Raw genomic sequence first — 19,621 nt, 5'->3', positions numbered from 1 at the left:
AACAGGCCCAGCAGATCAAGCCGACCCTGAACTTCCAGTACGCCGGCGACGTTCCGGTCTACGCCACGTCGCACGTGTTCAGTGCCAGCGGTGATGCAAACCAGTACAACGACATGAACGGCATCCGCTTCTGCGAAACCCCATGGTTGCTGGACGTCAATGATCCGCTGCGCCAACAAGTCACGGCACAATGGCCGCAAGCCGCCGGTAGCCTGGGCCGCCTGTACGCAATGGGCGTCGACGCCTATCGCCTGGCGCCACGCCTGGGTCAACTCAAGGCGCTGCCGGATAGCCGCATCGAAGGCCAGTCGGGCAGCCTCGGCATGACCCAGAACCAGCGTGTCGTGCGGCAGTTGCCGTGGGCAGAGTTCGTCAACGGCCAGGTTCAACGCCTGCCGAACACCCAACGCTGATGCCTGACAGGTCACGCCGGCAAAGCGGTCAGGATGCCGAGCGCCATGCGCTCGAGCATCTTCAACAACAAGGTCTGCGCCTGCTGGCGCAGAACTGGTTGTGCAAACGCGGCGAGCTTGATCTGGTCATGCTTGATGGCGATACAGTAGTATTCGTTGAAGTTCGCTACAGAAAAAACACTCAATGGGGTGGCGCGCTCGATAGCATTGATGAGCGCAAACGGCAGAAACTGATTTTTGCCGCGCAGTATTTTCTTCAGCGCGAGTCGCGCTGGGCCAATTCCCCTTGCCGTTTCGACGTGGTTGCCATCGACAGCAATCTCGATCAGTTGAACTGGTTGCAGAATGCCTTCGACAGCTGATTGCCTGCACCACGAAGCGGATACAACCCAACATTTTTGCTCTTTGTTTTGCGGGCTGCACTTTCACGTGCCGGACAGCCGCGCTCATTAAGGTCACACAGATGGACATGCAATCCAGAATTCGCCAGCTTTTTCAGGCCAGTATCGACACCAAGCAACAGGCGATGGACGTACTTGCACCGCACATCGAGCAAGCCAGCCAGGTCATGGTCAACGCACTGCTCAACGAAGGCAAAATGCTCTCCTGCGGCAACGGCGGTTCCGCCGGTGATGCCCAGCACTTCTCGTCGGAGCTGCTCAATCGCTTCGAACGCGAACGCCCGAGCCTGCCGGCCATCGCGCTGACCACCGACAGCTCGACGATCACCTCGATCGCCAACGACTATAGCTACAACGAAATCTTCTCCAAGCAGATCCGCGCGCTGGGTCAACCCGGCGACGTATTGCTGGCGATTTCCACCAGCGGCAACTCGGCAAACATAATTCAAGCGATCCAGGCCGCACATGATCGCGAAATGATTGTCGTAGCATTGACCGGTCGCGATGGCGGCGGCATGGCGTCGTTGCTGTTGCCCGAGGACGTGGAGATTCGCGTACCCGCCAACGTCACTGCACGCATTCAAGAAGTCCACCTGCTGGCGATCCATTGCCTTTGCGACTTGATCGACAGCCAACTGTTCGGGAGTGAAGAATGACCCCTAATCGCCTCGGCCTACTGGCCCTGACCCTGTGCCTCGGCATCAGCGGCTGCACCTCGGTGGTTAATGCCAGCCGTGAAGCACCGATTGAAGACGACCGCGGCACCCGCACCTTCGGCAGCAAGATCGATGATTCGCTGATCGACACCAAGGTCGGCGTGAACATCGCCAAGGCTGACCCGGCGCTGGATAACGACTCGCACATCGTCGTGACCAGTTTCAACGGCGTGGTGCTGCTCGCCGGCCAAACCCCGCGAGCCGACCTCAAAGCCAAGGCCGAACAGGCCGCCGCTGCCGTTCAGCGCGTGAAGACCGTTCACAACGAACTGCAAATTCTCCCACCCTCTGGCTTCCTGGCCCGCCAGAACGACACCTGGCTGACCTCCAAGATCAAGACACAAATGCTCACCGACCCGAACATCCCCGGTTCGCGCATCAAGGTCGTCACCGAGAACGGTATCGTTTACCTGCTGGGCTTGCTGACCAAACAGGAAGCCGCCCAGGCAACCAATCTGGTTCAGGGTGTTTCCGGCGTTCAGAAGATTGTGAAGTTGTTCGAGTACATTGACTGATCCTCTCAGCGATGGCGATTTTGACAACGCCATCGCCCCGTAGGAGCCAGCAAGCTGTGCTCCTACAAGTAACAAAAAAGGCGATCCTTCCGGATCGCCTTTTTTGTTATTTCACTACCTTCAAGCTCGGCCGACCGCTGGGTCGCGGCGGCTCGCTGTCCGGTGGCGGAACATCATCATCCGGCTCGATCTCTTCGTCCTCGCCCATAGGCGACTCGAGATCGAAGACCATGCCCTGACCATTCTCCCGAGCGTAGATGCCCAGGATCGATGCGATAGGCACGTACAACGTATGCGGCACTCCACCAAAGCGGCCTTCGAAGCTGACTGCTTCGTTGTCCATGTGCAGATGTCGCACGGCTTGTGGCGATACGTTCAGGACAATCTGCCCGTCACTGGCAAAACCTTGCGGCACTTGCACCGAGGGATACTCGGAATTCACCAGCATGTGCGGGGTGCAATCGTTATCAACAATCCACTCGTAGAGCGCGCGGACCAGATAAGGTCGACTGGAGTTCATAGCGGCTCCTTAAGCCTTAGCGCATATCGCGTTCGACGCCAGACAGACTCGCCTGGAAAGCCTCACGCGCAAACTGGCGCTCCATGTAATCAAGCAGCGGCTTGGCTGGCCGCGGCAGTTCTATACCCAGAATCGGCAATCGCCAGAGTATTGGTAATAGGCAGCAATCCACCAGACTTTGTTCCTCACTGAGGAAAAACGGCTTGTCGGCGAATAGCGGCGAAACGCCGGTCAGGCTCTCGCGCAGCTCTTTACGTGCCACGACACGGGCCGCTTCCTTGGTCCGCGAATCCAGAATCAGATCCACCAACCCACACCAGTCCCGCTGGATGCGATGCATCAGCAGGCGGCTGTTGGCGCGCGCCACCGGATAAACCGGCAGGAGCGGCGGATGCGGGTAACGCTCATCCAGATATTCCATTACCACCGTTGACTCCCACAACGCCAGATCACGATCGACCAGGGTGGGCAAGCTGCCATAAGGGTTCACTTCGATCAGTTTAGGCGGCTGACGGCCAGCTTCAACGTAAATGATCTCGGCGCTGACACCCTTCTCTGCCAGTACGATTCGCACTCGGTGGGAATAGTGGTCGGCGGGGTCGGAGTAACAGGCCAACCGATTGGTCACGCCCATGGCGATCCTCCTCGCTTGTAGAAATTATCGGAAGCGGAAAAACGAGCGCGCCCAGAGGGCGCCTCCCGTAACGCCTGGATCACCAGACTCGTTACATTTTCAGAGGCGCCCTTGGGCGCGCGCGATTAACAGCAATAGCTTGAAGCTTTATCAGTGCACATCTTTCCAGTATTCGCGCTTGAGCAAATAGGCGAATACGAAGAAGAACGCGAGGTACAGCAATACATACGTACCGATGCGCTGATGTTGCAGCTTAACCGGGTTAGCCGAGTAAGCCAGGAAGGTTACCAGATTCTTGACCTTCTCATCGAACTGCTCTTCGGTCAAAGCACCGCTTTTCGGCACGATGGTCAGCTGATCGCACGCTTCATGGGTCAGCGCAGTACCGGTCAGCGGATCAAATTGCTTCTTGCCGTCTTCGACGATCTGAACCTGTTTGCAACCGACGACCTGACGACCTTGCAGACCCACCAGAACGTTAGGCATACCGACGTTCGGGAAGACCTTGTTGTTCACACCCCAAGGACGCGACGGATCTTCATAGAACGACTTCAGGTAACCATAGAGCCAGTCGGTGCCGCGAACCCGGGCAACCAGGGTCAGGTCGGGCGGAGCCGCACCAAACCAGGCCTTGGCGTCAGCCGGCTGCATGCCGATGTTCATGTGATCGCCGATCTTGGCGCCGGTGAACACCAGATTCTCCAGCATCAGTTCGTGAGGAATGCCCAAGTCATCGGCAACACGCTCGTAACGCTGGAACTTGGCGCTGTGGCAGCCCATGCAATAGTTGGCGAAAGTGCGTGCGCCGTCCTGCATGGCTGCCTTGTCGGAAACGTCGATGTCGACTTTTTCCAGCTCCGGCCCAGCTTGTCCAGCAGCGAATGCGAACACCGGCAGCGCCGCAAGCATCAATACAGCAAATAGTTTTTTCATCAGCCAGTCACCCTTTCCGGAACCGGTTTGGTCTTCTCGAGCCTGGTGTAGAACGGCATCAGAATGAAGTAGGCGAAGTACAGGAAGGTGCAGACCTGCGACAGCAACGTACGACCTGGCGTCGGAGCCAGCACGCCCAGCACACCCAGGATCACGAACGAGATGCAGAACACGAAAAGCCAGATCTTGCTCAGCCAGCCCTTGTAGCGCATGGACTTGACCGGACTACGGTCGAGCCACGGCAGGACGAACAGCACAGCGATGGCCGCACCCATGGCAATTACACCCAGGAGCTTGTCCGGAACCGCACGCAAGATCGCGTAGAAAGGCGTGAAGTACCAGACCGGCGCAATATGCTCAGGCGTCTTGAACGGGTTGGCCTGTTCGAAGTTCGGCTTCTCGAGGAAATAACCGCCCATTTCCGGGAAGAAGAACACGATCGAGCAGAAGATGAACAGGAACACCACCACGCCGACGATATCTTTCACGGTGTAGTACGGGTGGAAGGCGATGCCGTCCAGCGGTACACCGTTTTCGTCTTTGTGCTTCTTGATGTCCACGCCGTCCGGGTTGTTCGAACCCACTTCGTGCAACGCCAGGACGTGCAGCACCACCAGACCCAGAATCACGATCGGCAGGGCGACCACGTGCAAGGCGAAGAAGCGGTTCAGGGTAATGCCGGAAATCAGGTAGTCACCTCGGATCCACTGAGTCAGGTCGTCGCCGATGAGCGGGATCGCACCGAACAGCGAGATGATCACCTGGGCGCCCCAGTAGGACATCTGGCCCCATGGCAGCAGGTAGCCCATGAAGGCTTCAGCCATCAGCGCCAGGTAGATCAGCATGCCGAAGACCCACACCAGCTCGCGCGGCTTCTGGTACGAACCGTAGAGCAAGCCACGGAACATATGCAGATAGACCACGATGAAGAACGCCGAAGCGCCAGTGGAGTGCAGCAAACGCAAAATCGAGCCGTACTCGACGTCGCGCATGATGTATTCGACAGAAGCAAATGCCTCTTCAGCCGACGGGGTGTAGCTCATGGTCAGCCAGACACCGGTGACGATCTGGTTGACCAGAACCAGCAGAGCCAGGGAGCCAAAGAAATAGAAGAAGTTGAAGTTCTTCGGGGCGTAGTACTTGCTGAGATGGTCTTCCCACATCTTGGTCGCGGGAAAGCGCGCATCAACCCAATCCATGAACTTGCTCATCACGCTTTCTCCGTATCGATGCCAATGACAATGATGTCATCGGTCTCATAGGAATGCGGGGGAACTGGCAGGTTCAAAGGCGCAGGTTGTGCCTTGTAGACGCGGCCAGCCAGATCGTAGTGGGAGCCGTGGCAAGGGCAGAAATAGCCACCAACCCAGTCCTTGCCCAGGTCAGCAGGTGCCACTTCGGGACGGAATGTCGGCGAGCAACCCAGGTGGGTGCAGATACCGATCAACAACAGAACTTCAGGTTTGATCGACCGCGTTTCCGGGTCGACATAGGTCGGTTGTGTCGAGTTCTTGGAGGTCGGGTCAGACAACTGGCCCTCGATCTTCTTCAGATTCCCCAGGATTTCCTGTGTACGGCGGACGATGAATACCGGCTGACCGCGCCACTCAGCAATCATCTGCTGGCCTGGCTCGATTTTGCTGACATTCACTTTCACCGGTGCACCTGCGGCTTTCGCCTTGGCACTGGGAAACCATGACCCCACGAACGGGACCGCAGCCCCCACCGCTCCTGCAGCACCCACCACGGATGTGGCTGCTACCAAGAAGCGACGCCGGCCTGCATTCACGCCGTCATTGCTCATTCAGTCCTCTCCCATCAGCTTTGTGGCCTGTTAAATCAGGCATCTACTAAGTAAATCTGTGCACTTATAAAAATTTTGCCGAATGGTAATGAAAAGCCCCAATTCTGACAAGGTAATTACCCCGAGGCACCACTGCCAAGCCTTGTAGTATAGGGGGTCTGCGGATGTGGCAAGTTGTCACAGCGCAATTCTTTGATAAATCTCACGCATAAAAAAACGCCCGGTTCCGTGAGGAATCCGGGCGTTCTTTTTTGAACGTGGAAACGAATTAACGCTTCGAGTACTGCGGACGCTTACGCGCTTTACGCAGACCAACTTTCTTACGTTCAACTTCACGTGCATCGCGGGTTACGAAGCCGGCTTTACGCAGAGCACTGCGCAGAGTTTCGTCGTAATCCATCAGAGCGCGAGTGATGCCGTGGCGGATTGCGCCAGCCTGACCACTTACACCACCACCGATCACGGTGACGTAGATGTCGAACTTCTCGACAGTCTCAGTCAATTCCAGCGGCTGACGAACTACCATGCGGGCAGTTTCGCGGCCGAAGAAGTTATCCAGCGAACGGTTGTTGATGGAGATGTTACCAGTACCCGGACGCAGGAAAACGCGTGCGGTTGCGGTCTTGCGACGGCCAGTGCCGTAATTTTGAGTCGCCGACATAATGAACTATTCCGTTAAATCTTCAGTTCTTGGGGCTGCTGAGCAGTATGAGGGTGTGCAGCGCCCGCATAGACTTTCAGCTTACGGTACATGTCGCGACCCAGCGGGTTCTTAGGCAGCATGCCTTTGACCGCGGTCTCGATCACGCGCTCAGGGGCCTTGGCGATCAGCTTTTCAAAGTTGATCGACTTGATGCCGCCCGGGAAACCGGAGTGGGAGTAGTACATTTTGTCAGTGGTTTTAGCACCGGTAACACGGATCTGCTCAGCGTTGATTACGACGATGTAGTCGCCGGTGTCAACGTGAGGAGTGTACTCAGGCTTGTGCTTGCCACGCAGACGGCTCGCGATTTCGGTGGCCAGACGACCCAGGGTCTGACCAGCAGCGTCGACGACAAACCAGTCGCGCTTTACTGTTTCCGGTTTAGCAGTAAAAGTTTTCATTCTTTATAGCCTCAGGGGCCGCCCTGTAAATTAGACGGCGGATCTTACTGAATAGTGCGTACTTTGACAAGTCAAAGGCAGCCGGATACAGACGCTTTCGGGGGCTCGGGTCGGCGCGTCCGTTCAACGGCAAGATTCTTCGGCGGCGGCGCATCACTTCCACTGCAGAAAGAGGTGCGCAATTATGCAGATTGCGAAAAATAATTCAACCTGCTTTTATGATTGTTTTGCCCAAGGAGCACCCGATGGACTATCGCCAGCTAGGCCGGACCAATCTGAATGTGAGTGCCCTCTGCCTCGGAACCATGACCTGGGGCGAGCAAAACAGCGAGGCAGACGCCTTCGCCCAGATCGAACGAGCCAAGGGCGCGGGGATCAACTTCATCGACACCGCCGAAATGTATCCGGTGCCGCCCAAGGCCGAAACCTACGCCACCACCGAACGCTACATCGGCAACTACTTCAAAAGCCGCGGTGATCGTGCCGACTGGATCCTCGCCAGCAAGATCGCCGGTCCCGGCAACACCATCGACTACATCCGCGACAAGAACCTTCGGCACAACCGGCAACACATCACCGAAGCCGTGGAGGCCAGCCTCAAGCGCTTGCAGACCGATTACATCGACCTGTACCAGCTGCATTGGCCGGAGCGCAGCACCAACTTCTTCGGCCAGTTGGGCTACAAACACCAGATCGAAGCCAACCTGACGCCGCTGGAGGACACCCTCCAAGCGCTGGACGAACAGGTCAAGGCCGGCAAGATCCGCCATATCGGCCTGTCCAACGAAACGCCATGGGGCACCATGCGTTTCCTCGCCCTGGCCGAAGCCCGTGGCTGGCCGCGAGCGGTGTCGATCCAGAACCCGTACAACCTGCTCAATCGCAGCTTCGAAATTGGCCTGGCAGAAATTGCCATCCGCGAACAATGCGGCCTGCTCGCCTATTCGCCGCTGGCGTTCGGCTTCCTGTCGGGCAAATACGAAGGTGGCGCGCGTCCGCCGAAAGGTCGCCTGAGCCTCTACAGCCGCTTCAGCCGCTACTTCAACCCGCAATCGGAAGCAGCCTGCAGCCGTTACGTGGCCCTGGCCCGCGAACACGGCCTGGACCCGGCGCAAATGGCCCTGGCGTTCGTGACGCAGCAGCCATTCGTGACCAGCAACATCATCGGCGCGACCACGCTGGAGCAACTGGAGAGCAACATTGCCAGTTTTGATCTGAAGCTCTCGGATGAAGTGCTGGAAGGGATTGAAGCGATTCACAAGGATCATCCGAATCCTGCACCTTGATCGAATGATCGTTCCCCACGCTCTGCTTGGAAATGCAGCCCGGGACGCTCCGCGTCCCTTTTTGAAGCTGGAACGCGGAGCGTCCCTTGAGGCATTCCCACGCAGAGCGTGGGAACGATCAACACGGCATTACAGTGACCGCGCAATAATCTCCTTCATGATCTCGTTCGTCCCGGCATAGATCCGCTGCACGCGCGCATCCGCCCATGCCCGCGCAATCGGGTACTCCCACATGAATCCGTAGCCGCCATGCAGCTGCACGCACTCGTCGAGTACTTTGCATTGCAGGTCAGTGCCCCAGTACTTGGCCATCGCCGCCGTCGGCACGTCGAGCTTGCCTTGCAGGTGCAGTTCCAGGCAGCGGTCGACGAAGACGCGGCCGATCTGGATTTCGGTCGCCATCTCCGCCAGTTTGAAACGGGTATTCTGGAAATCCGCAATCGATTTGCCGAACGCCTTGCGATCGCGGGTGTAATCCAGGGTCCATTGCAGGGCCGCTTCGGCTGATGCCAAGCCGCCAATGGCCACGGTGAGGCGCTCCTGCGGCAATTCCTGCATCAAGTACGCGAAACCCATCCCGGCCTGGCCCAGCAGGTTTTCCTTCGGTACGCGAACATCCTGGAAGAACAGCTCCGATGTGTCTTGAGCCTTCATGCCTACCTTTTCCAGACGCTTGCCCTTTTCGAACCCCGGTGTATTGGCTTCGACCAGAAACAGGCTTGTACCTTTCGCCCCGGCCTTCGGGTCGGTCTTGGCCACGACTATCACCAGGTCGGCGAGAAAACCGTTGGTGATAAAGGTCTTGGAGCCGTTGATCACATACTCGTCGCCATCGAGCACCGCAGTGGTCTTGACCCCTTGCAGGTCGGAACCCGCGCCAGGCTCCGTCATGGCAATCGCCGTGACCATTTCCCCGGAGACCAGTTTCGGCAGGTATTTGTGTTTCAGCGCTTCACTGCCGTAATGCAGGATGTAAGGCGCCACGATGTCCGAATGCAGGGAGAAACCGATACCGGTCAGCCCCAGTCGCCCCACCTCTTCGATGACTACCGCGCTGTAGAGAAAATCCGCCCCCAGCCCGCCGTATTCTTCCGGCAGATGCGAGCACAGCATCCCCGCCTCCCCTGCCTTGTTCCAGAGCTTGCGATCGATATAGCCCTGTTTTTCCCATTGCCCATGGAACGGCACAGCCTCTTTTTCCAGAAAGGTGCGCACGCTGTCGCGGAAAAGCTCGTGCTCGGAACTGAACAGGGTTCTGGGGATCATGCGGCACCTTTTGGTTATTTTTGGAAGGAGATGACCTTCAGAGACTATGCCTGGCTTCCGATACAGGACACTGGACACATCCGACAAAAAATAAGACGATCCAGCCGTCTGGTGACCACTTCCCCCTATAAAAATAAAGTTGAATTATGTCTAACCAAGCCTCCACGCCATTGCGGCGCGTCAGCATCCTGGCGATTGACCGGGTTTTCGCTTCCACCCTCATGCAAGCCAAGGATTTCTTCCATCTCGCCAGCCTTCGCTACGGCAAACAATTGGGCCAAGGCCTGACACCGGCGTTCGAGACTCGCCTGGTCAGTCCCGACGGCAAACCGGTCAATACCTTCAGCGATGTGTTGATCCCGGTGGATGGCGGACTGGAAAATGCCGACATCATCGTGCTTCCAGCGTTCTGGGACGATTTCGACAGCCTTTGCAAACGTTACCCGCAAGTCCTGCCCTGGTTGCGCCAGCAACATGCACGCGGCGCGGTCCTGTGCGGCGAGGCGACCGGTGTCTTCTGGCTGGCCGAAGCCGGGCTGCTCAATGGCAAGGAAGCGACCACCTACTGGCGCTTCTTCAATGCCTTTGCCGAACGCTTTCCGCGGGTGCAGCTCAATCAGGACAAACACCTGACCGACGCCGACAACCTGTTCTGCGCCGGCGGCACCACCTCGGCCTGCGACCTTTACATCTACCTGATCGAGCGCTTCTGCGGCGCCAACGTGTCCCAGGCCGTGGCGCGGGACATTCTCTATGAAGTGCAACGCAGCTATTCCCCGGGACGCATCGGGTTCGGCGGGCAAAAACTGCATCAGGACGTGATCATCCTGCAGATCCAGCATTGGCTCGAAGATCACTTCGCCGATAAATTCCGCTTCGAAGACGTGGCGCGCGAGCACGGCATGAGCATCCGCAACTTCATGCGCCGCTTCCAGACGGCCACCGGCGACAAGCCGTTGCATTACCTGCAACGCCTGCGCATCGAAACCGCCAAGGGCCTGCTGTCCGGTAGCCGCAAGAGCATCAAGACCATCAGCTACGAAGTTGGCTATGACGATGCGAGCTTCTTCGCGCGACTGTTCCGCCAGCACACGGAACTTTCGCCGAACCAGTATCGGCAGCAATTTCAACAAGCGGCATAATCAGTCAAAAAAGTACCGCCCTGAAGTCACAGGGCGGTACTTGCTTTAGCTTGAAACAGTACTTGGCTGCATCGTTTAAATTCAACAGACAAACGAATTACTTGCCCTACACAAAAAGCGGAATACAGAGTAGCGAGCAATCCCTTTGTACGCTTGCGCGTCGACGGCTGCAAAACCCAACATATTCTTCCCCACCGGACAGTGCGCTCAGGGAAGAACCAGATGACAACAGAAACGAGTTCCCAGCCGACTTCAAACGATGCAACGACCAATACGCCAAGTTCATTGCTGACCCGTAAAAAATGGGCGGCCCGCTTTCCCAATCCGCCGGACCTTTGTTTTGACTATCGAGCGTTGGTTGAACAGGAACATGGCATAGCCCGAGCCACTGATCCTGACCACAAAATATGCGTCATTGGTGCCGGCGTTACCGGGCTCACCGCCGCCAGAGAACTGTATCGCTGTGGATTTATCGACATAACACTGATCGAGCAATCGAAACGCATCGGTGGCAGGCATTTGACTGTTCATGGCAACCACCCGCTAGAGGAAAACCATACCCCTTTTGAGATGGGCGCAATGCGCATGCCGTTCTTCAACAGGGAAAACGAGCTGCCGAAAGCAGGTCGGTCACTGATGGCTTACTACGCCAATGAATTTGACCTGGCCATTTCGGACTTTCCCAATCCGGGCAGTCGATGGGTGAATTCGACAGGCATTTATCTGCAAGAAGGCAGCCTGGGCGGGCGCCCGTTACCGCACATGCTGATCTGGACCAATAAGGATGGTTTGACGCCACCACCCGACGAGGCGCTGCAAACCGTGTGCGCCAAGTGGAAAACCTTTGTCGACAGGATGACCCGGCAGATAATGCAGGTGTACGCCACACAGCAATGGGAGTCTGTCTGGGCGGCCATCGTTGAGCGGTATGAGGGTGTCTCGTTTCGCGACCTGGTAGGCATGCCGCCTCTGGAAAACTGGAATACGGAACAACCAGGGGATTTTGGCGGGGTGGGAATGACGCCCCACGAATCTACTCTTTTCTATTCGATAGGTATCGGCGATGGAAGCTGGGGGGCTTTTTATGACGTGTGTGCGCTCTATCCACTGCGAACCGCGATTTTCGGCTTCAGCAGCCGATTGCAACTTGTGCATGGTCGAGTCGATGCATGCGGGGTGCCGCTGACGGCCCCTTATTTGCACTGCGAGACTGTTATCGACACCCAGGGCCTGCGCTTCGACAGCCCACGCTACATCGGGCTTGTGGCACTCGATGAATGCCTGATGTTTTTGCCAACCGACAGCACAGGCACATCGTTCTACGAGCATTGCCTTGAAAGCGCTGGCGGTTTTTTCAGTGATTCATCGGTCAGCAAACTGGAGAAACTGGACAATCAAAAAATCCGCGTCCATTACACCTGGCAATTCAGTCAACCACTTCTATCCCGGCAGCAGTTCGATGATTTTGATTCAGTGATCATGACCCTGCCCTCATGGCTGATCGAAACTTGTATCAGGCTGGAAAACTTCAATCAGCAAATGCTGCCTTACGAGACGATCAATGCCTACAAAACTGCGCACTGGGAAACCAGTTGCAAAGTGTATGCCCCCTTAAGCAAATCGTTTCTTTCGGGGCCAAGTAAAATCCCCCAGGCCATTGTGACCGACAGTTTCATTCATGACGTATACAGTTATCGCTACAACGACAACTATCAATACGATTGCATATTGCTGAGTTACACCTGGGAGGACGACGCAACCAAACTGGCGCTGTTTACCGACCGTGAACTGGTATCAAAATGCGTGGAGGAACTTGATCGAATATTGATGAACTCTGCCAACATCCAGGAAAAGATCTCTCCGTACATTCTCACCGAGCAAGCCATGGTTCAACGCTGGATGACCGACAGGAATGCCCTGGGCTGTGCAAAGTTATACCGGCCTGGCACTTACTACGATGCAGTCAGCCTGATGAAATACAACCGGGACCATTCGCACCTATCCGGCCTGTATCTTTCCGGCGAATCGTTTTCAGTTGATGCCGGCTGGACAGAACCTTGCCTGCGCGGTGCCGTGGATGCGGTGATTCATATCTGCAACAAGACTCAGGCCGTGTTTAACGGCGGTTTCTGCCTGAGCGACTATCCACATTATCGCACTCGGGGCTGAAGCCCGGAGCCATCCGCCAGAACCAACGCACCTCAACCGTTGGTTCTGCCTCGCCTTGACCGCTCTATATCAACACTCTTAGACCTGACAACGCGTTGCCAGCGCCCTGCCCTTCGCGATCTTCGGACATGGACTACAGCCATGCCGGAAGCCGCTGACTACCGCCTCCCTGCCGTTTGAACTCTCATAAACACGCCGTTAAACAAGGCGTGAATAACAATAAAAAGAGGTCATTCGTAATGAGCGAGCCAACAAGTCCTGTTCGTGTAGCAGTCGTGCAATTCGATCCACAAGTCGGCCTGGAGCATCGTGACAGCAACCTCAGGCGTAGCCTGGAGCTGGCGCAGGAAGCGGTCGATGGCGGAGCGAACCTGGTCGTCCTGCCCGAGCTTTGCAGTACCGGGTATTTCTTCAGCAATCGACAGGATGCCTTCGACCATTCGGAGGCCGTTCCCGACGGACCCAGCGTCCAGCTATGGATGGCGTTCGCCCGCAAACACAAGGTGTATCTCGTCGCCGGCCTGGCTGAACGCGACGGTATGCGACTGTTCAACACCGGCGTTCTGCTCGGGCCTGACGGCTTTATCGGCAAGTACCGCAAAGCTCATTTGTGGAACCTCGAGAAGCTCTGGTTCAGCCCTGGCGATCTTGGTTTTCCGGTGTTTGAAACGCCCATCGGCCGTATCGGCCTGTTGATCTGCTGGGACATCTGGTTTCCGGAGGTACCACGAATCCTCAGTCAGCAAGGCGCAGACATTATTTGCAGCCTGAACAACTGGGTGTGGACGCCACCGCCGCTGTTCGATGATGCCGGCAAGTGCATGGCGTCGTACCTGACGATGACAGCGGCCCATGTCAACAATGTGTTTATTGCAGCGGCAAGCCGAATCGGTGAGGAGCGCGGCGCTCGCTATCTCGGTTGCTCGCTGATTGCCGGGACCAACGGCTGGCCGATTGGCACAGTGGCATCGGCAGACCAGCAGGAAATCCTGTTTGCCGATATCGACCTGACCAGCTCCCGCAGCGCACCGATCTGGAACAGCCTGAACGACCTGCATCGCGACCGTCGAGCCGATCTCTACGATCAAATGCTCGGTTACAGCCAACACCCATGTCTCCCACGCTGATACAGGAGACAGACAATGGATATCACCCCGCAAAAAAACCGGCTTGCACACAGATCGCCGGTTGATACCGCGATCATTCTGTTGCTGATTGGCACAGCGTTACTGATTACCTGGCTTTCTTTCACCAACCGCACATTCTGGTCGGCCCACTGGCCAAGCTACAGCGACATGGTGTCTGCCCTTCCCGAGCCAAGCGCCTGGTTACGCTGGGTACTGGGGGACATCAGCGAAGTCGCCTTTTATAAACATGAGTTCGCCTCCATCGGCTTGTTGGCGGGTGCCTATCTCGCTTACTGGGCGAACCGGACGGGGAAAACCTGGCAAGGCTTTGCCATCTCTTACGGCACAGGTCTGTGGCCGTGGCTGGTGACCAGTTCGCTGCTTGGACTGCTGTTGAGTAACCTGCTGTGGGGCTGGACGGTGACCGCCTCGAGTTGGCAACCGACCTTTGCGGCGTTTGTTTCGCTGCCCGCGGCGATGGTGCTGATGTTTGGCGGTGGCTGGAAGGTCACGATCAATGGCGCAATCATGGGTGCGGTACTCGTCACCCCAATGTGCCTGCTGATCGTCAATCACCTGTGCAACCCGTTGGGCTTGCCAGCGGTAGTCGGCAATGTGTTGGGCATGGCGGTCGCCAGTGTGTTTGCCTTTCTGCTCTGTCGTTACTTGCCAAGCCTGGTGAACACTGCACCGCCTGATCTTGCCGAGAAACCCGCCGACGCAAGCCCCGCTAGCACCAGGACACCGGACTACGGTGTCATCTGGACCTTGCGCAGAGTCCTCGCCGACTTTTCCGAAGCGCCGTTCTTTGGTAATGAACTGGCCAGCCTCGGATTGATCCTGGGTGCATTGCTGGCCTACACCCTGAACCCTCTGAGCCCGGTCTACGGCTCGGGCTTGCTGCCACAACTGCTGTGCGCCCAGGCGTTGACCTCGGCCATGGGCATCATGATCTGGCGTCGGCAATGGATGTTGCGTGGCTGGTATCCCACCTACATTCCGCTGGTGTCCGTTGTGCCAGCGGCGCTGTTGACCCATGGCGGCAGCTGGCAGGTCATCGCTTCAAGTGCGTTCCTGGGAGCATTGATCGCCCCTCCCCTGGCCTGTGCGATTGCCAAACGGTTGCCGACCGACATGCACGCCTACATCGCCAATGTCCTGTCCATGGCGATCAGCACGTTGCTGATCCTCCCTCTGGTGGGGTGGCTGATCACCCACTGACCGACTGCTCTCGGGCTGTATCGCCGCCTCAAAAGCGGATACAGCCCCGCTTACCACCATCATGTGAGGTATCAAATGGACCTGCCCAAACTGGCCATCGCTGCGCTCGGCGGCACGGTGAGCATGCAAGCCAGCCATTCCGGCGAAGGTGTTATACCGACCGTCAGCGGCGAATCCCTGCTCGCTTCAGTGCCCGAATTGGCGACACTGGCGCGGATCACCGTTGAAACGCTCGGCCTGTTGCCCAGCGCTTCATTGGATTTCGAGGTATTGCTCAGCGTGATGTCCTGGGCGAAATATCAAGTTGAGCAAGGCGCCCATGGCGTGGTTATTACCCAAGGCACCGACACGCTGGAAGAAACTTCAGCGTTTCTTGATTTTCTATGGGATTGTGATCAACCGCTGGTCCTGACCGGCGCCATGCGCTCGGCAAAACAGGCAGGCGCCGATGGCCCGGCCAATCTGCTGGATGCCTGCCGCGTTGCCCTGGCTGCCAGCAGTCGACAACGGGGAGTTCAGGTGGTGATGAACGGGCAGATCCATCAGGCCCACTGTGTTCGCAAAACCGAGTCGCTCGCCCTGCAGGCATTCTCTTCCCCGGTATTCGGAATCGCCGGCCTGGTTGTGGAAAACGCGGTTCGCTATTTCCATCATCCGTCCGAGCGCAAGTGTTTACCCTGGCCGCAACACACCACGCAAAAGGTGGCCCTGCTGGAGGCGTCGCTTGGCGCCGATACCCTGCTATTGGAAAACATCCTGCACCTGGGCTACGACGGGCTGGTGATCGCCGGTTTCGGCGCCGGGCACGTCTCGCAGAAATGGGCTGAGGTGATCGAACACATTGCCGAAAAAATACCGGTGATCATTGCCACCCGCACCGGTTCCGGCTCCACCGCGCAATCCACCTACGGTTTTATTGGCAGTGAAATGGACCTGGTGCGCAAGGGGGCATCCATGGCCGGGTTTCTCTGTCCGCGCAAAGCGAGAGTCCTGCTTTGGTTGCTACTTGGTTGTCAGCGACAGCATGAGTTATCGCGCTATCTCAACCGCAGCGCATAACCCACAAAAAAGGCCTGCAATCGCAGGCCTTTCTAGTTTTCCGACATCCTACGGCTTGTGTGCCCGGGACAGGAATTCGTGGGATTGCATTTCCAGCAGGCGACTGAGCGTGCGCTGGAACTCGAAGTTCAAACGACCGCCGGTGTACAGATCCTTGAGTTCAACTTCAGCAGAAATGATCAGCTTCACGTTGCGGTCGTAGAACTCGTCGACCATGTTGATGAAGCGTCGGGCGATGTCGTCGGTGGTGACGCTCATCTGCTCGACGCCGCTGAGCAGCACGGCATGGAAGATCTTGCCCAGTTCGATGTAGTCGTTCTGGCTGCGCGGGCCGTCGCACAGTTCGCGGAACTCGAACCACGCCACGTCATCGCAGGTGCGCAAGGCACGGATCTCGCGGTTTTCGATCATCAGAACGTCGTTCTCGATCGCCGCAGTGCATTCCGGCGTCAACGCGCGGAAGCTTTTGCGCAGGCTTTCGTGGGACGCTTCGTCGAGCGGAAAGTGGAACAGCTCAGCTTGTTCGAGGTGACGCAGACGATAATCGACGCCGCTGTCGACGTTGACGATTTCGGTGTTCTGCTTGATCAGCGCGATGGCCGGCAGGAAACGCGCGCGTTGCAGGCCGTCCTTGTACAGACCGTCCGGCACGATGTTCGAGGTTGCGACCAGGGTTACACCGTTTTTGAACAGTTCTTCCATCAGGGTGCCGAGGATCATGGCGTCGGTAATATCGGAAACGAAGAACTCATCGAAGCAGATGACCCGGGCTTCGGTGGCGAAGCGCTTGGCGATGATGGTCAGCGGGTTTTTCTCGCCGCCCAGGGTCTTCATCTCTTCGTGCACGCGCTTCATGAAGCGGTGGAAGTGGGTGCGGGACTTTTCCTTGAACGGCAGCGCTTCGAAGAAGGTGTCGACCAGGTAAGTCTTGCCGCGACCTACACCGCCCCAGAAGTACAGGCCCTTGACTGGGGTCTGATCTTTTTTGCCAAACAGTTTGCCCAGCAGGCCCGGTTTGTTTTGCTCGGCCGCGACCAGATCGTCGTACAGGCGCTGCAAATGACGCACGGCAGTTTCCTGGGCGGCGTCGTGGAAGAATTCCGGGCGTTTCAGATCAGCTTGATATCGTTCTAGGGGCGTCATAATTCGTTAGCAAGGCAACAAAAACGGGCCGTCACTGTAGCGATGGCCCGCAGGAATGGCAATCGGCCCTTGGTCGGACCGCGCCGCTGTTTATTCCTGAACCGGGGTCAGGGCAATCCGCAATGCTTCGATGGCTGCGTCGCGGGCAGAGCTGTCGGCGAAGGCCGGGCTGTCGCCAACGCACTGGCCTTCCAGCCAGACGCTGAAGCCCAGGTCTTGATTGCGCACATCAAGCGCCTGGCCCGATTGCAGCTGCTTGGTCACTTGCCCTGCGGTTTTACCGTCGGCAAAGTTGCGCGAGAGCAACAGTTGTTCGCCATCGGCCGCCAGCAGCCGGAAGCGGAAACTGCCGTCGTCTTCGCGGAAGCTGACAAAACGCGCCGCTTTCGCGGCCTTTTTCTTGGTGGTCGCCGCCACTTGGGTCTGGGCAACGAAGGAGCGCAGGCCCACCGCTTCACGCAACTCGTTGAGGAACGGGGTCGCCACCGCTCGGGCTTTTTGTGCGCCGTGCTGCAGGATGTCTTCCAGATCCGCCGGACGTTCGATCAATTGGTGATAACGCTCGCGCGACTCGCCCAACTCGCTGTCCAGCAACTGGAAAAGACGGTTTTTCGCTTCGCCCCAGCCCAGGCCCTGCAACAGTTCGCTGCGGAACTCGTCGGCTTGCGCTGGCGTGGCGAATGCCTGGAACAGGGTGAACAGGTGCGAGTTGTCCGGATCTTTCGCTTCGCCCGGCGCTCGGGAGTCGGTGACGATCCGCGAAATCGCGTCTTTCATTTCCTTGGCGCTGCTGAACAACGGAATGGTGTTGTCGTAGCTTTTCGACATTTTGCGGCCGTCGAGACCCGGCAGTGTGGCGACGCTTTCTTCGATCAGCGCCTCAGGCATGGTGAAGAACTCCTTGCCTTTGCCGAACAGGTGGTTGAAGCGCTGGCCGATGTCCCGGGCCATTTCCACGTGTTGGATCTGATCGCGACCGACCGGGACCTTGTGCGCGTTGAACATCAAAATGTCGGCGGCCATCAGTACCGGATAGCTGTACAGGCCCATGGTGATACCGGCATCCGGGTCTTCGCCGGTCTCGACGTTCTTGTCCACCGAAGCCTTGTAGGCGTGAGCGCGATTGAGCAGGCCCTTGGCGGCGACGCAGGTCAGCAGCCAGGTCAGCTCGGGGATTTCCGGAATGTCGGACTGGCGATAGAAGGTCACGCGGTCCACGTCCAGGCCACCGGCCAGCCAGGTCGCGGCGATTTCCAGACGCGAGCGCTGGATGCGCAGCGGGTCATCGCACTTGATCAGGGCGTGGTAGTCCGCCAAAAAGTAGAAGGAGTCGGCATTGCTGTCACGGCTGGCAAGGATCGCCGGGCGGATGGCACCGGCGTAGTTGCCCAGGTGCGGCGTGCCGGTGGTGGTGATGCCGGTGAGGATACGGGTACGAGTCGTCATGGGTAATCGCTTGTCAGACTGCAATCAATTCGAGAGACGCGGCAGGATCAGATCCTTGAGATCGGTCAGCTTGCCATGAAAAAAGTGTCCGCATTCTGCCACTTTCAGCAGCTCATGGGGACGTTCGAGCTTGTCGGACCACTCGTAAACGACTTGAGGATCGATCACTTCGTCGGTTTCCGGCTGGATCAGGGTCAGCTCGCCGTGCTGTGGCAGTTGATCCTGGGCGCCCAGGCGCATGACGGCCGGCGCGACCATGAACAGGTGCTTGATCTGTTCGCCCTGCGCTTCCAGGCGTCCGCCGAGACTTGCGGCAACAAATCCGCCGAAGGAGAAACCGAACAGGGTCAGCGGCAGATCCGGGTGTTTGTTGCGCAACCATTGAGCCACTGCCTGGGCATCGTCGACTTCACCGGTGCCCATGTCGTGGCTGCCTTCGCTGGCGCCGACACCACGGTAGTTGAAGCGCAGGGTGATCAAACCGGCATCGCGTGCGGTGCGTTGCAGGGTCGAGACCACTTTGTTGAGCATGGTGCCGCCCTGCACCGGGTTTGGATGGCAGATCAGTGCCAGGCCGCGCGGCTGTTCGTTGTCCAGGTAAAGAGACTCGAGCTGGCCGACCGGGCCATCAATCACTACGGGGGTTTCACGCATCAGCAAGGAAAGAACTCCGTGACCTCGAAACGGGTCGACTCGTCTAGCAAATTGTCTGCAACTGTCTA

At 57.6% G+C, this 19,621-nt stretch carries 21 protein-coding genes; 10 read left to right on the top strand and 11 right to left on the bottom strand.

Annotated features, from left to right (window positions below):
- The 4 genes from D8U18_RS09765 to D8U18_RS09750 all read left to right on the top strand — a co-directional run.
- Window positions 1-413: penicillin-binding protein activator (locus tag D8U18_RS09765; protein WP_177435010.1), on the top strand; the 413-nt coding region annotated here is incomplete at its 5' end.
- Window positions 413-775 carry a YraN family protein gene (locus D8U18_RS09760; protein ID WP_131107520.1) on the top strand — a complete coding sequence of 121 codons (363 nt, stop codon included), beginning with the start codon at window positions 413-415 and terminating at the stop codon, window positions 773-775. The genes D8U18_RS09765 and D8U18_RS09760, both read left to right, overlap by 1 nt.
- 101 nt (window positions 776-876) lie before the next feature.
- Window positions 877-1,470 (top strand): phosphoheptose isomerase, encoded by a 594-nt coding sequence (locus D8U18_RS09755; RefSeq protein WP_007904374.1) that lies wholly within the window; start codon window positions 877-879, stop codon window positions 1,468-1,470.
- Entirely contained in the window at window positions 1,467-2,045 is a 579-nt protein-coding gene (locus tag D8U18_RS09750; RefSeq protein ID WP_056853208.1) for a BON domain-containing protein, read from the top strand. The genes D8U18_RS09755 and D8U18_RS09750 overlap by 4 nt, the downstream gene beginning before the upstream one ends.
- A 106-nt stretch (window positions 2,046-2,151) precedes the next feature.
- On the opposite strand, the gene D8U18_RS09745 is transcribed toward D8U18_RS09750, so the two are convergent.
- The 7 genes from D8U18_RS09745 to rplM all read right to left on the bottom strand — a co-directional run bounded on the left by D8U18_RS09745 (window position 2,152) and on the right by rplM (window position 7,040).
- Window positions 2,152-2,565, bottom strand: a complete 414-nt coding sequence (locus D8U18_RS09745) for a ClpXP protease specificity-enhancing factor (RefSeq protein ID WP_131107519.1) — start codon at window positions 2,563-2,565, stop codon at window positions 2,152-2,154.
- A gap of 16 nt (window positions 2,566-2,581) precedes the next feature.
- A complete protein-coding gene (locus tag D8U18_RS09740; RefSeq protein ID WP_056853210.1) occupies window positions 2,582-3,199 on the bottom strand; it encodes a glutathione S-transferase N-terminal domain-containing protein in 618 nt (205 codons plus the stop codon).
- Between the two features lie 150 nt (window positions 3,200-3,349).
- The gene (locus tag D8U18_RS09735; protein WP_056853211.1) at window positions 3,350-4,132 is read right to left on the bottom strand and encodes a cytochrome c1; all 783 of its coding nucleotides are present in this window, start codon (window positions 4,130-4,132) and stop codon (window positions 3,350-3,352) included.
- Window positions 4,132-5,343: a cytochrome bc complex cytochrome b subunit gene (locus D8U18_RS09730; protein WP_056853212.1), complete on the bottom strand. Its 1,212-nt coding sequence runs from the start codon at window positions 5,341-5,343 to the stop codon at window positions 4,132-4,134. Before D8U18_RS09730 ends, D8U18_RS09735 begins: the two co-directional genes overlap by 1 nt.
- Window positions 5,343-5,936 carry a ubiquinol-cytochrome c reductase iron-sulfur subunit gene (gene petA / locus D8U18_RS09725; protein WP_056853213.1) on the bottom strand — a complete coding sequence of 198 codons (594 nt, stop codon included), beginning with the start codon at window positions 5,934-5,936 and terminating at the stop codon, window positions 5,343-5,345. The genes D8U18_RS09730 and petA overlap by 1 nt, the downstream gene beginning before the upstream one ends.
- Before the next feature lie 268 nt (window positions 5,937-6,204).
- Window positions 6,205-6,597, bottom strand: coding sequence for a 30S ribosomal protein S9 (gene rpsI, locus D8U18_RS09720; RefSeq protein ID WP_003228056.1), 393 nt, complete (start codon window positions 6,595-6,597; stop codon window positions 6,205-6,207).
- A 14-nt stretch (window positions 6,598-6,611) separates the two neighbouring features.
- The gene (gene rplM, locus D8U18_RS09715) at window positions 6,612-7,040 is read right to left on the bottom strand and encodes a 50S ribosomal protein L13 (RefSeq protein ID WP_003228062.1); all 429 of its coding nucleotides are present in this window, start codon (window positions 7,038-7,040) and stop codon (window positions 6,612-6,614) included.
- Between the two features lie 245 nt (window positions 7,041-7,285).
- Here rplM and D8U18_RS09710 point away from each other — a divergent pair, with 245 nt between their 5' ends.
- Entirely contained in the window at window positions 7,286-8,326 is a 1,041-nt protein-coding gene (locus D8U18_RS09710) for an NADP(H)-dependent aldo-keto reductase (RefSeq protein ID WP_131107518.1), read from the top strand.
- A 129-nt stretch (window positions 8,327-8,455) separates the two neighbouring features.
- On the opposite strand, the gene D8U18_RS09705 is transcribed toward D8U18_RS09710, so the two are convergent.
- Window positions 8,456-9,592, bottom strand: coding sequence for an acyl-CoA dehydrogenase family protein (locus tag D8U18_RS09705; protein ID WP_131107517.1), 1,137 nt, complete (start codon window positions 9,590-9,592; stop codon window positions 8,456-8,458).
- A 221-nt stretch (window positions 9,593-9,813) separates the two neighbouring features.
- Here D8U18_RS09705 and D8U18_RS09700 point away from each other — a divergent pair, with 221 nt between their 5' ends.
- The 5 genes from D8U18_RS09700 (at window position 9,814) to D8U18_RS09680 (ending at window position 16,310) form a co-directional block, all read left to right on the top strand.
- A complete protein-coding gene (locus D8U18_RS09700; protein ID WP_177336558.1) occupies window positions 9,814-10,734 on the top strand; it encodes a GlxA family transcriptional regulator in 921 nt (306 codons plus the stop codon).
- 222 nt (window positions 10,735-10,956) lie between these two features.
- Window positions 10,957-12,903, top strand: coding sequence for an FAD-dependent oxidoreductase (locus D8U18_RS09695; RefSeq protein ID WP_131107516.1), 1,947 nt, complete (start codon window positions 10,957-10,959; stop codon window positions 12,901-12,903).
- A gap of 239 nt (window positions 12,904-13,142) precedes the next feature.
- A complete protein-coding gene (locus D8U18_RS09690) occupies window positions 13,143-14,030 on the top strand; it encodes a nitrilase family protein (RefSeq protein ID WP_131107515.1) in 888 nt (295 codons plus the stop codon).
- Between the two features lie 15 nt (window positions 14,031-14,045).
- A complete protein-coding gene (locus tag D8U18_RS09685; RefSeq protein ID WP_131107514.1) occupies window positions 14,046-15,251 on the top strand; it encodes a hypothetical protein in 1,206 nt (401 codons plus the stop codon).
- Window positions 15,252-15,326: 75 nt separating this feature from the next.
- Entirely contained in the window at window positions 15,327-16,310 is a 984-nt protein-coding gene (locus tag D8U18_RS09680) for an asparaginase (protein WP_056853220.1), read from the top strand.
- Window positions 16,311-16,358: 48 nt separating this feature from the next.
- On the opposite strand, the gene zapE is transcribed toward D8U18_RS09680, so the two are convergent.
- The 3 genes from zapE to D8U18_RS09665 form a co-directional block, all read right to left on the bottom strand.
- A complete protein-coding gene (zapE, locus tag D8U18_RS09675; RefSeq protein ID WP_056853221.1) occupies window positions 16,359-17,453 on the bottom strand; it encodes a cell division protein ZapE in 1,095 nt (364 codons plus the stop codon).
- 90 nt (window positions 17,454-17,543) lie between these two features.
- Window positions 17,544-18,899, bottom strand: coding sequence for a tryptophan--tRNA ligase (locus D8U18_RS09670; RefSeq protein WP_130903591.1), 1,356 nt, complete (start codon window positions 18,897-18,899; stop codon window positions 17,544-17,546).
- A gap of 24 nt (window positions 18,900-18,923) precedes the next feature.
- Window positions 18,924-19,553, bottom strand: coding sequence for an alpha/beta fold hydrolase (locus D8U18_RS09665; protein WP_130907953.1), 630 nt, complete (start codon window positions 19,551-19,553; stop codon window positions 18,924-18,926).
- Window positions 19,554-19,621: the final 68 nt, after the last annotated feature.

Origin of the sequence: Pseudomonas sp. Sample_10, from assembly GCF_004321495.1 — a bacterium.
Taxonomy (GTDB): Bacteria; Pseudomonadota; Gammaproteobacteria; order Pseudomonadales; family Pseudomonadaceae; genus Aquipseudomonas.
Note: the sequence above shows the minus strand (reverse complement) of the source record. Positions and strands in the feature narration are given on the sequence as shown.

Coding starts and splice junctions, on each gene's coding strand:
- D8U18_RS09705 (WP_131107517.1), bottom strand. CDS start 9,592: ATGATCCCCAGAACCCTGTTCAGTTCCGAGCACGAGCTTTTCCGCGAC.
- D8U18_RS09670 (WP_130903591.1), bottom strand. CDS start 18,899: ATGACGACTCGTACCCGTATCCTCACCGGCATCACCACCACCGGCACG.
- D8U18_RS09695 (WP_131107516.1), top strand. CDS start 10,957: ATGACAACAGAAACGAGTTCCCAGCCGACTTCAAACGATGCAACGACC.
- D8U18_RS09690 (WP_131107515.1), top strand. CDS start 13,143: ATGAGCGAGCCAACAAGTCCTGTTCGTGTAGCAGTCGTGCAATTCGAT.
- D8U18_RS09760 (WP_131107520.1), top strand. CDS start 413: ATGCCTGACAGGTCACGCCGGCAAAGCGGTCAGGATGCCGAGCGCCAT.
- D8U18_RS09685 (WP_131107514.1), top strand. CDS start 14,046: ATGGATATCACCCCGCAAAAAAACCGGCTTGCACACAGATCGCCGGTT.
- rplM (WP_003228062.1), bottom strand. CDS start 7,040: ATGAAAACTTTTACTGCTAAACCGGAAACAGTAAAGCGCGACTGGTTT.
- D8U18_RS09665 (WP_130907953.1), bottom strand. CDS start 19,553: ATGCGTGAAACCCCCGTAGTGATTGATGGCCCGGTCGGCCAGCTCGAG.
- D8U18_RS09755 (WP_007904374.1), top strand. CDS start 877: ATGGACATGCAATCCAGAATTCGCCAGCTTTTTCAGGCCAGTATCGAC.
- D8U18_RS09680 (WP_056853220.1), top strand. CDS start 15,327: ATGGACCTGCCCAAACTGGCCATCGCTGCGCTCGGCGGCACGGTGAGC.
- petA (WP_056853213.1), bottom strand. CDS start 5,936: ATGAGCAATGACGGCGTGAATGCAGGCCGGCGTCGCTTCTTGGTAGCA.
- D8U18_RS09700 (WP_177336558.1), top strand. CDS start 9,814: ATGCAAGCCAAGGATTTCTTCCATCTCGCCAGCCTTCGCTACGGCAAA.
- D8U18_RS09735 (WP_056853211.1), bottom strand. CDS start 4,132: ATGAAAAAACTATTTGCTGTATTGATGCTTGCGGCGCTGCCGGTGTTC.
- D8U18_RS09750 (WP_056853208.1), top strand. CDS start 1,467: ATGACCCCTAATCGCCTCGGCCTACTGGCCCTGACCCTGTGCCTCGGC.
- rpsI (WP_003228056.1), bottom strand. CDS start 6,597: ATGTCGGCGACTCAAAATTACGGCACTGGCCGTCGCAAGACCGCAACC.
- D8U18_RS09745 (WP_131107519.1), bottom strand. CDS start 2,565: ATGAACTCCAGTCGACCTTATCTGGTCCGCGCGCTCTACGAGTGGATT.
- D8U18_RS09740 (WP_056853210.1), bottom strand. CDS start 3,199: ATGGGCGTGACCAATCGGTTGGCCTGTTACTCCGACCCCGCCGACCAC.
- zapE (WP_056853221.1), bottom strand. CDS start 17,453: ATGACGCCCCTAGAACGATATCAAGCTGATCTGAAACGCCCGGAATTC.
- D8U18_RS09730 (WP_056853212.1), bottom strand. CDS start 5,343: ATGAGCAAGTTCATGGATTGGGTTGATGCGCGCTTTCCCGCGACCAAG.
- D8U18_RS09710 (WP_131107518.1), top strand. CDS start 7,286: ATGGACTATCGCCAGCTAGGCCGGACCAATCTGAATGTGAGTGCCCTC.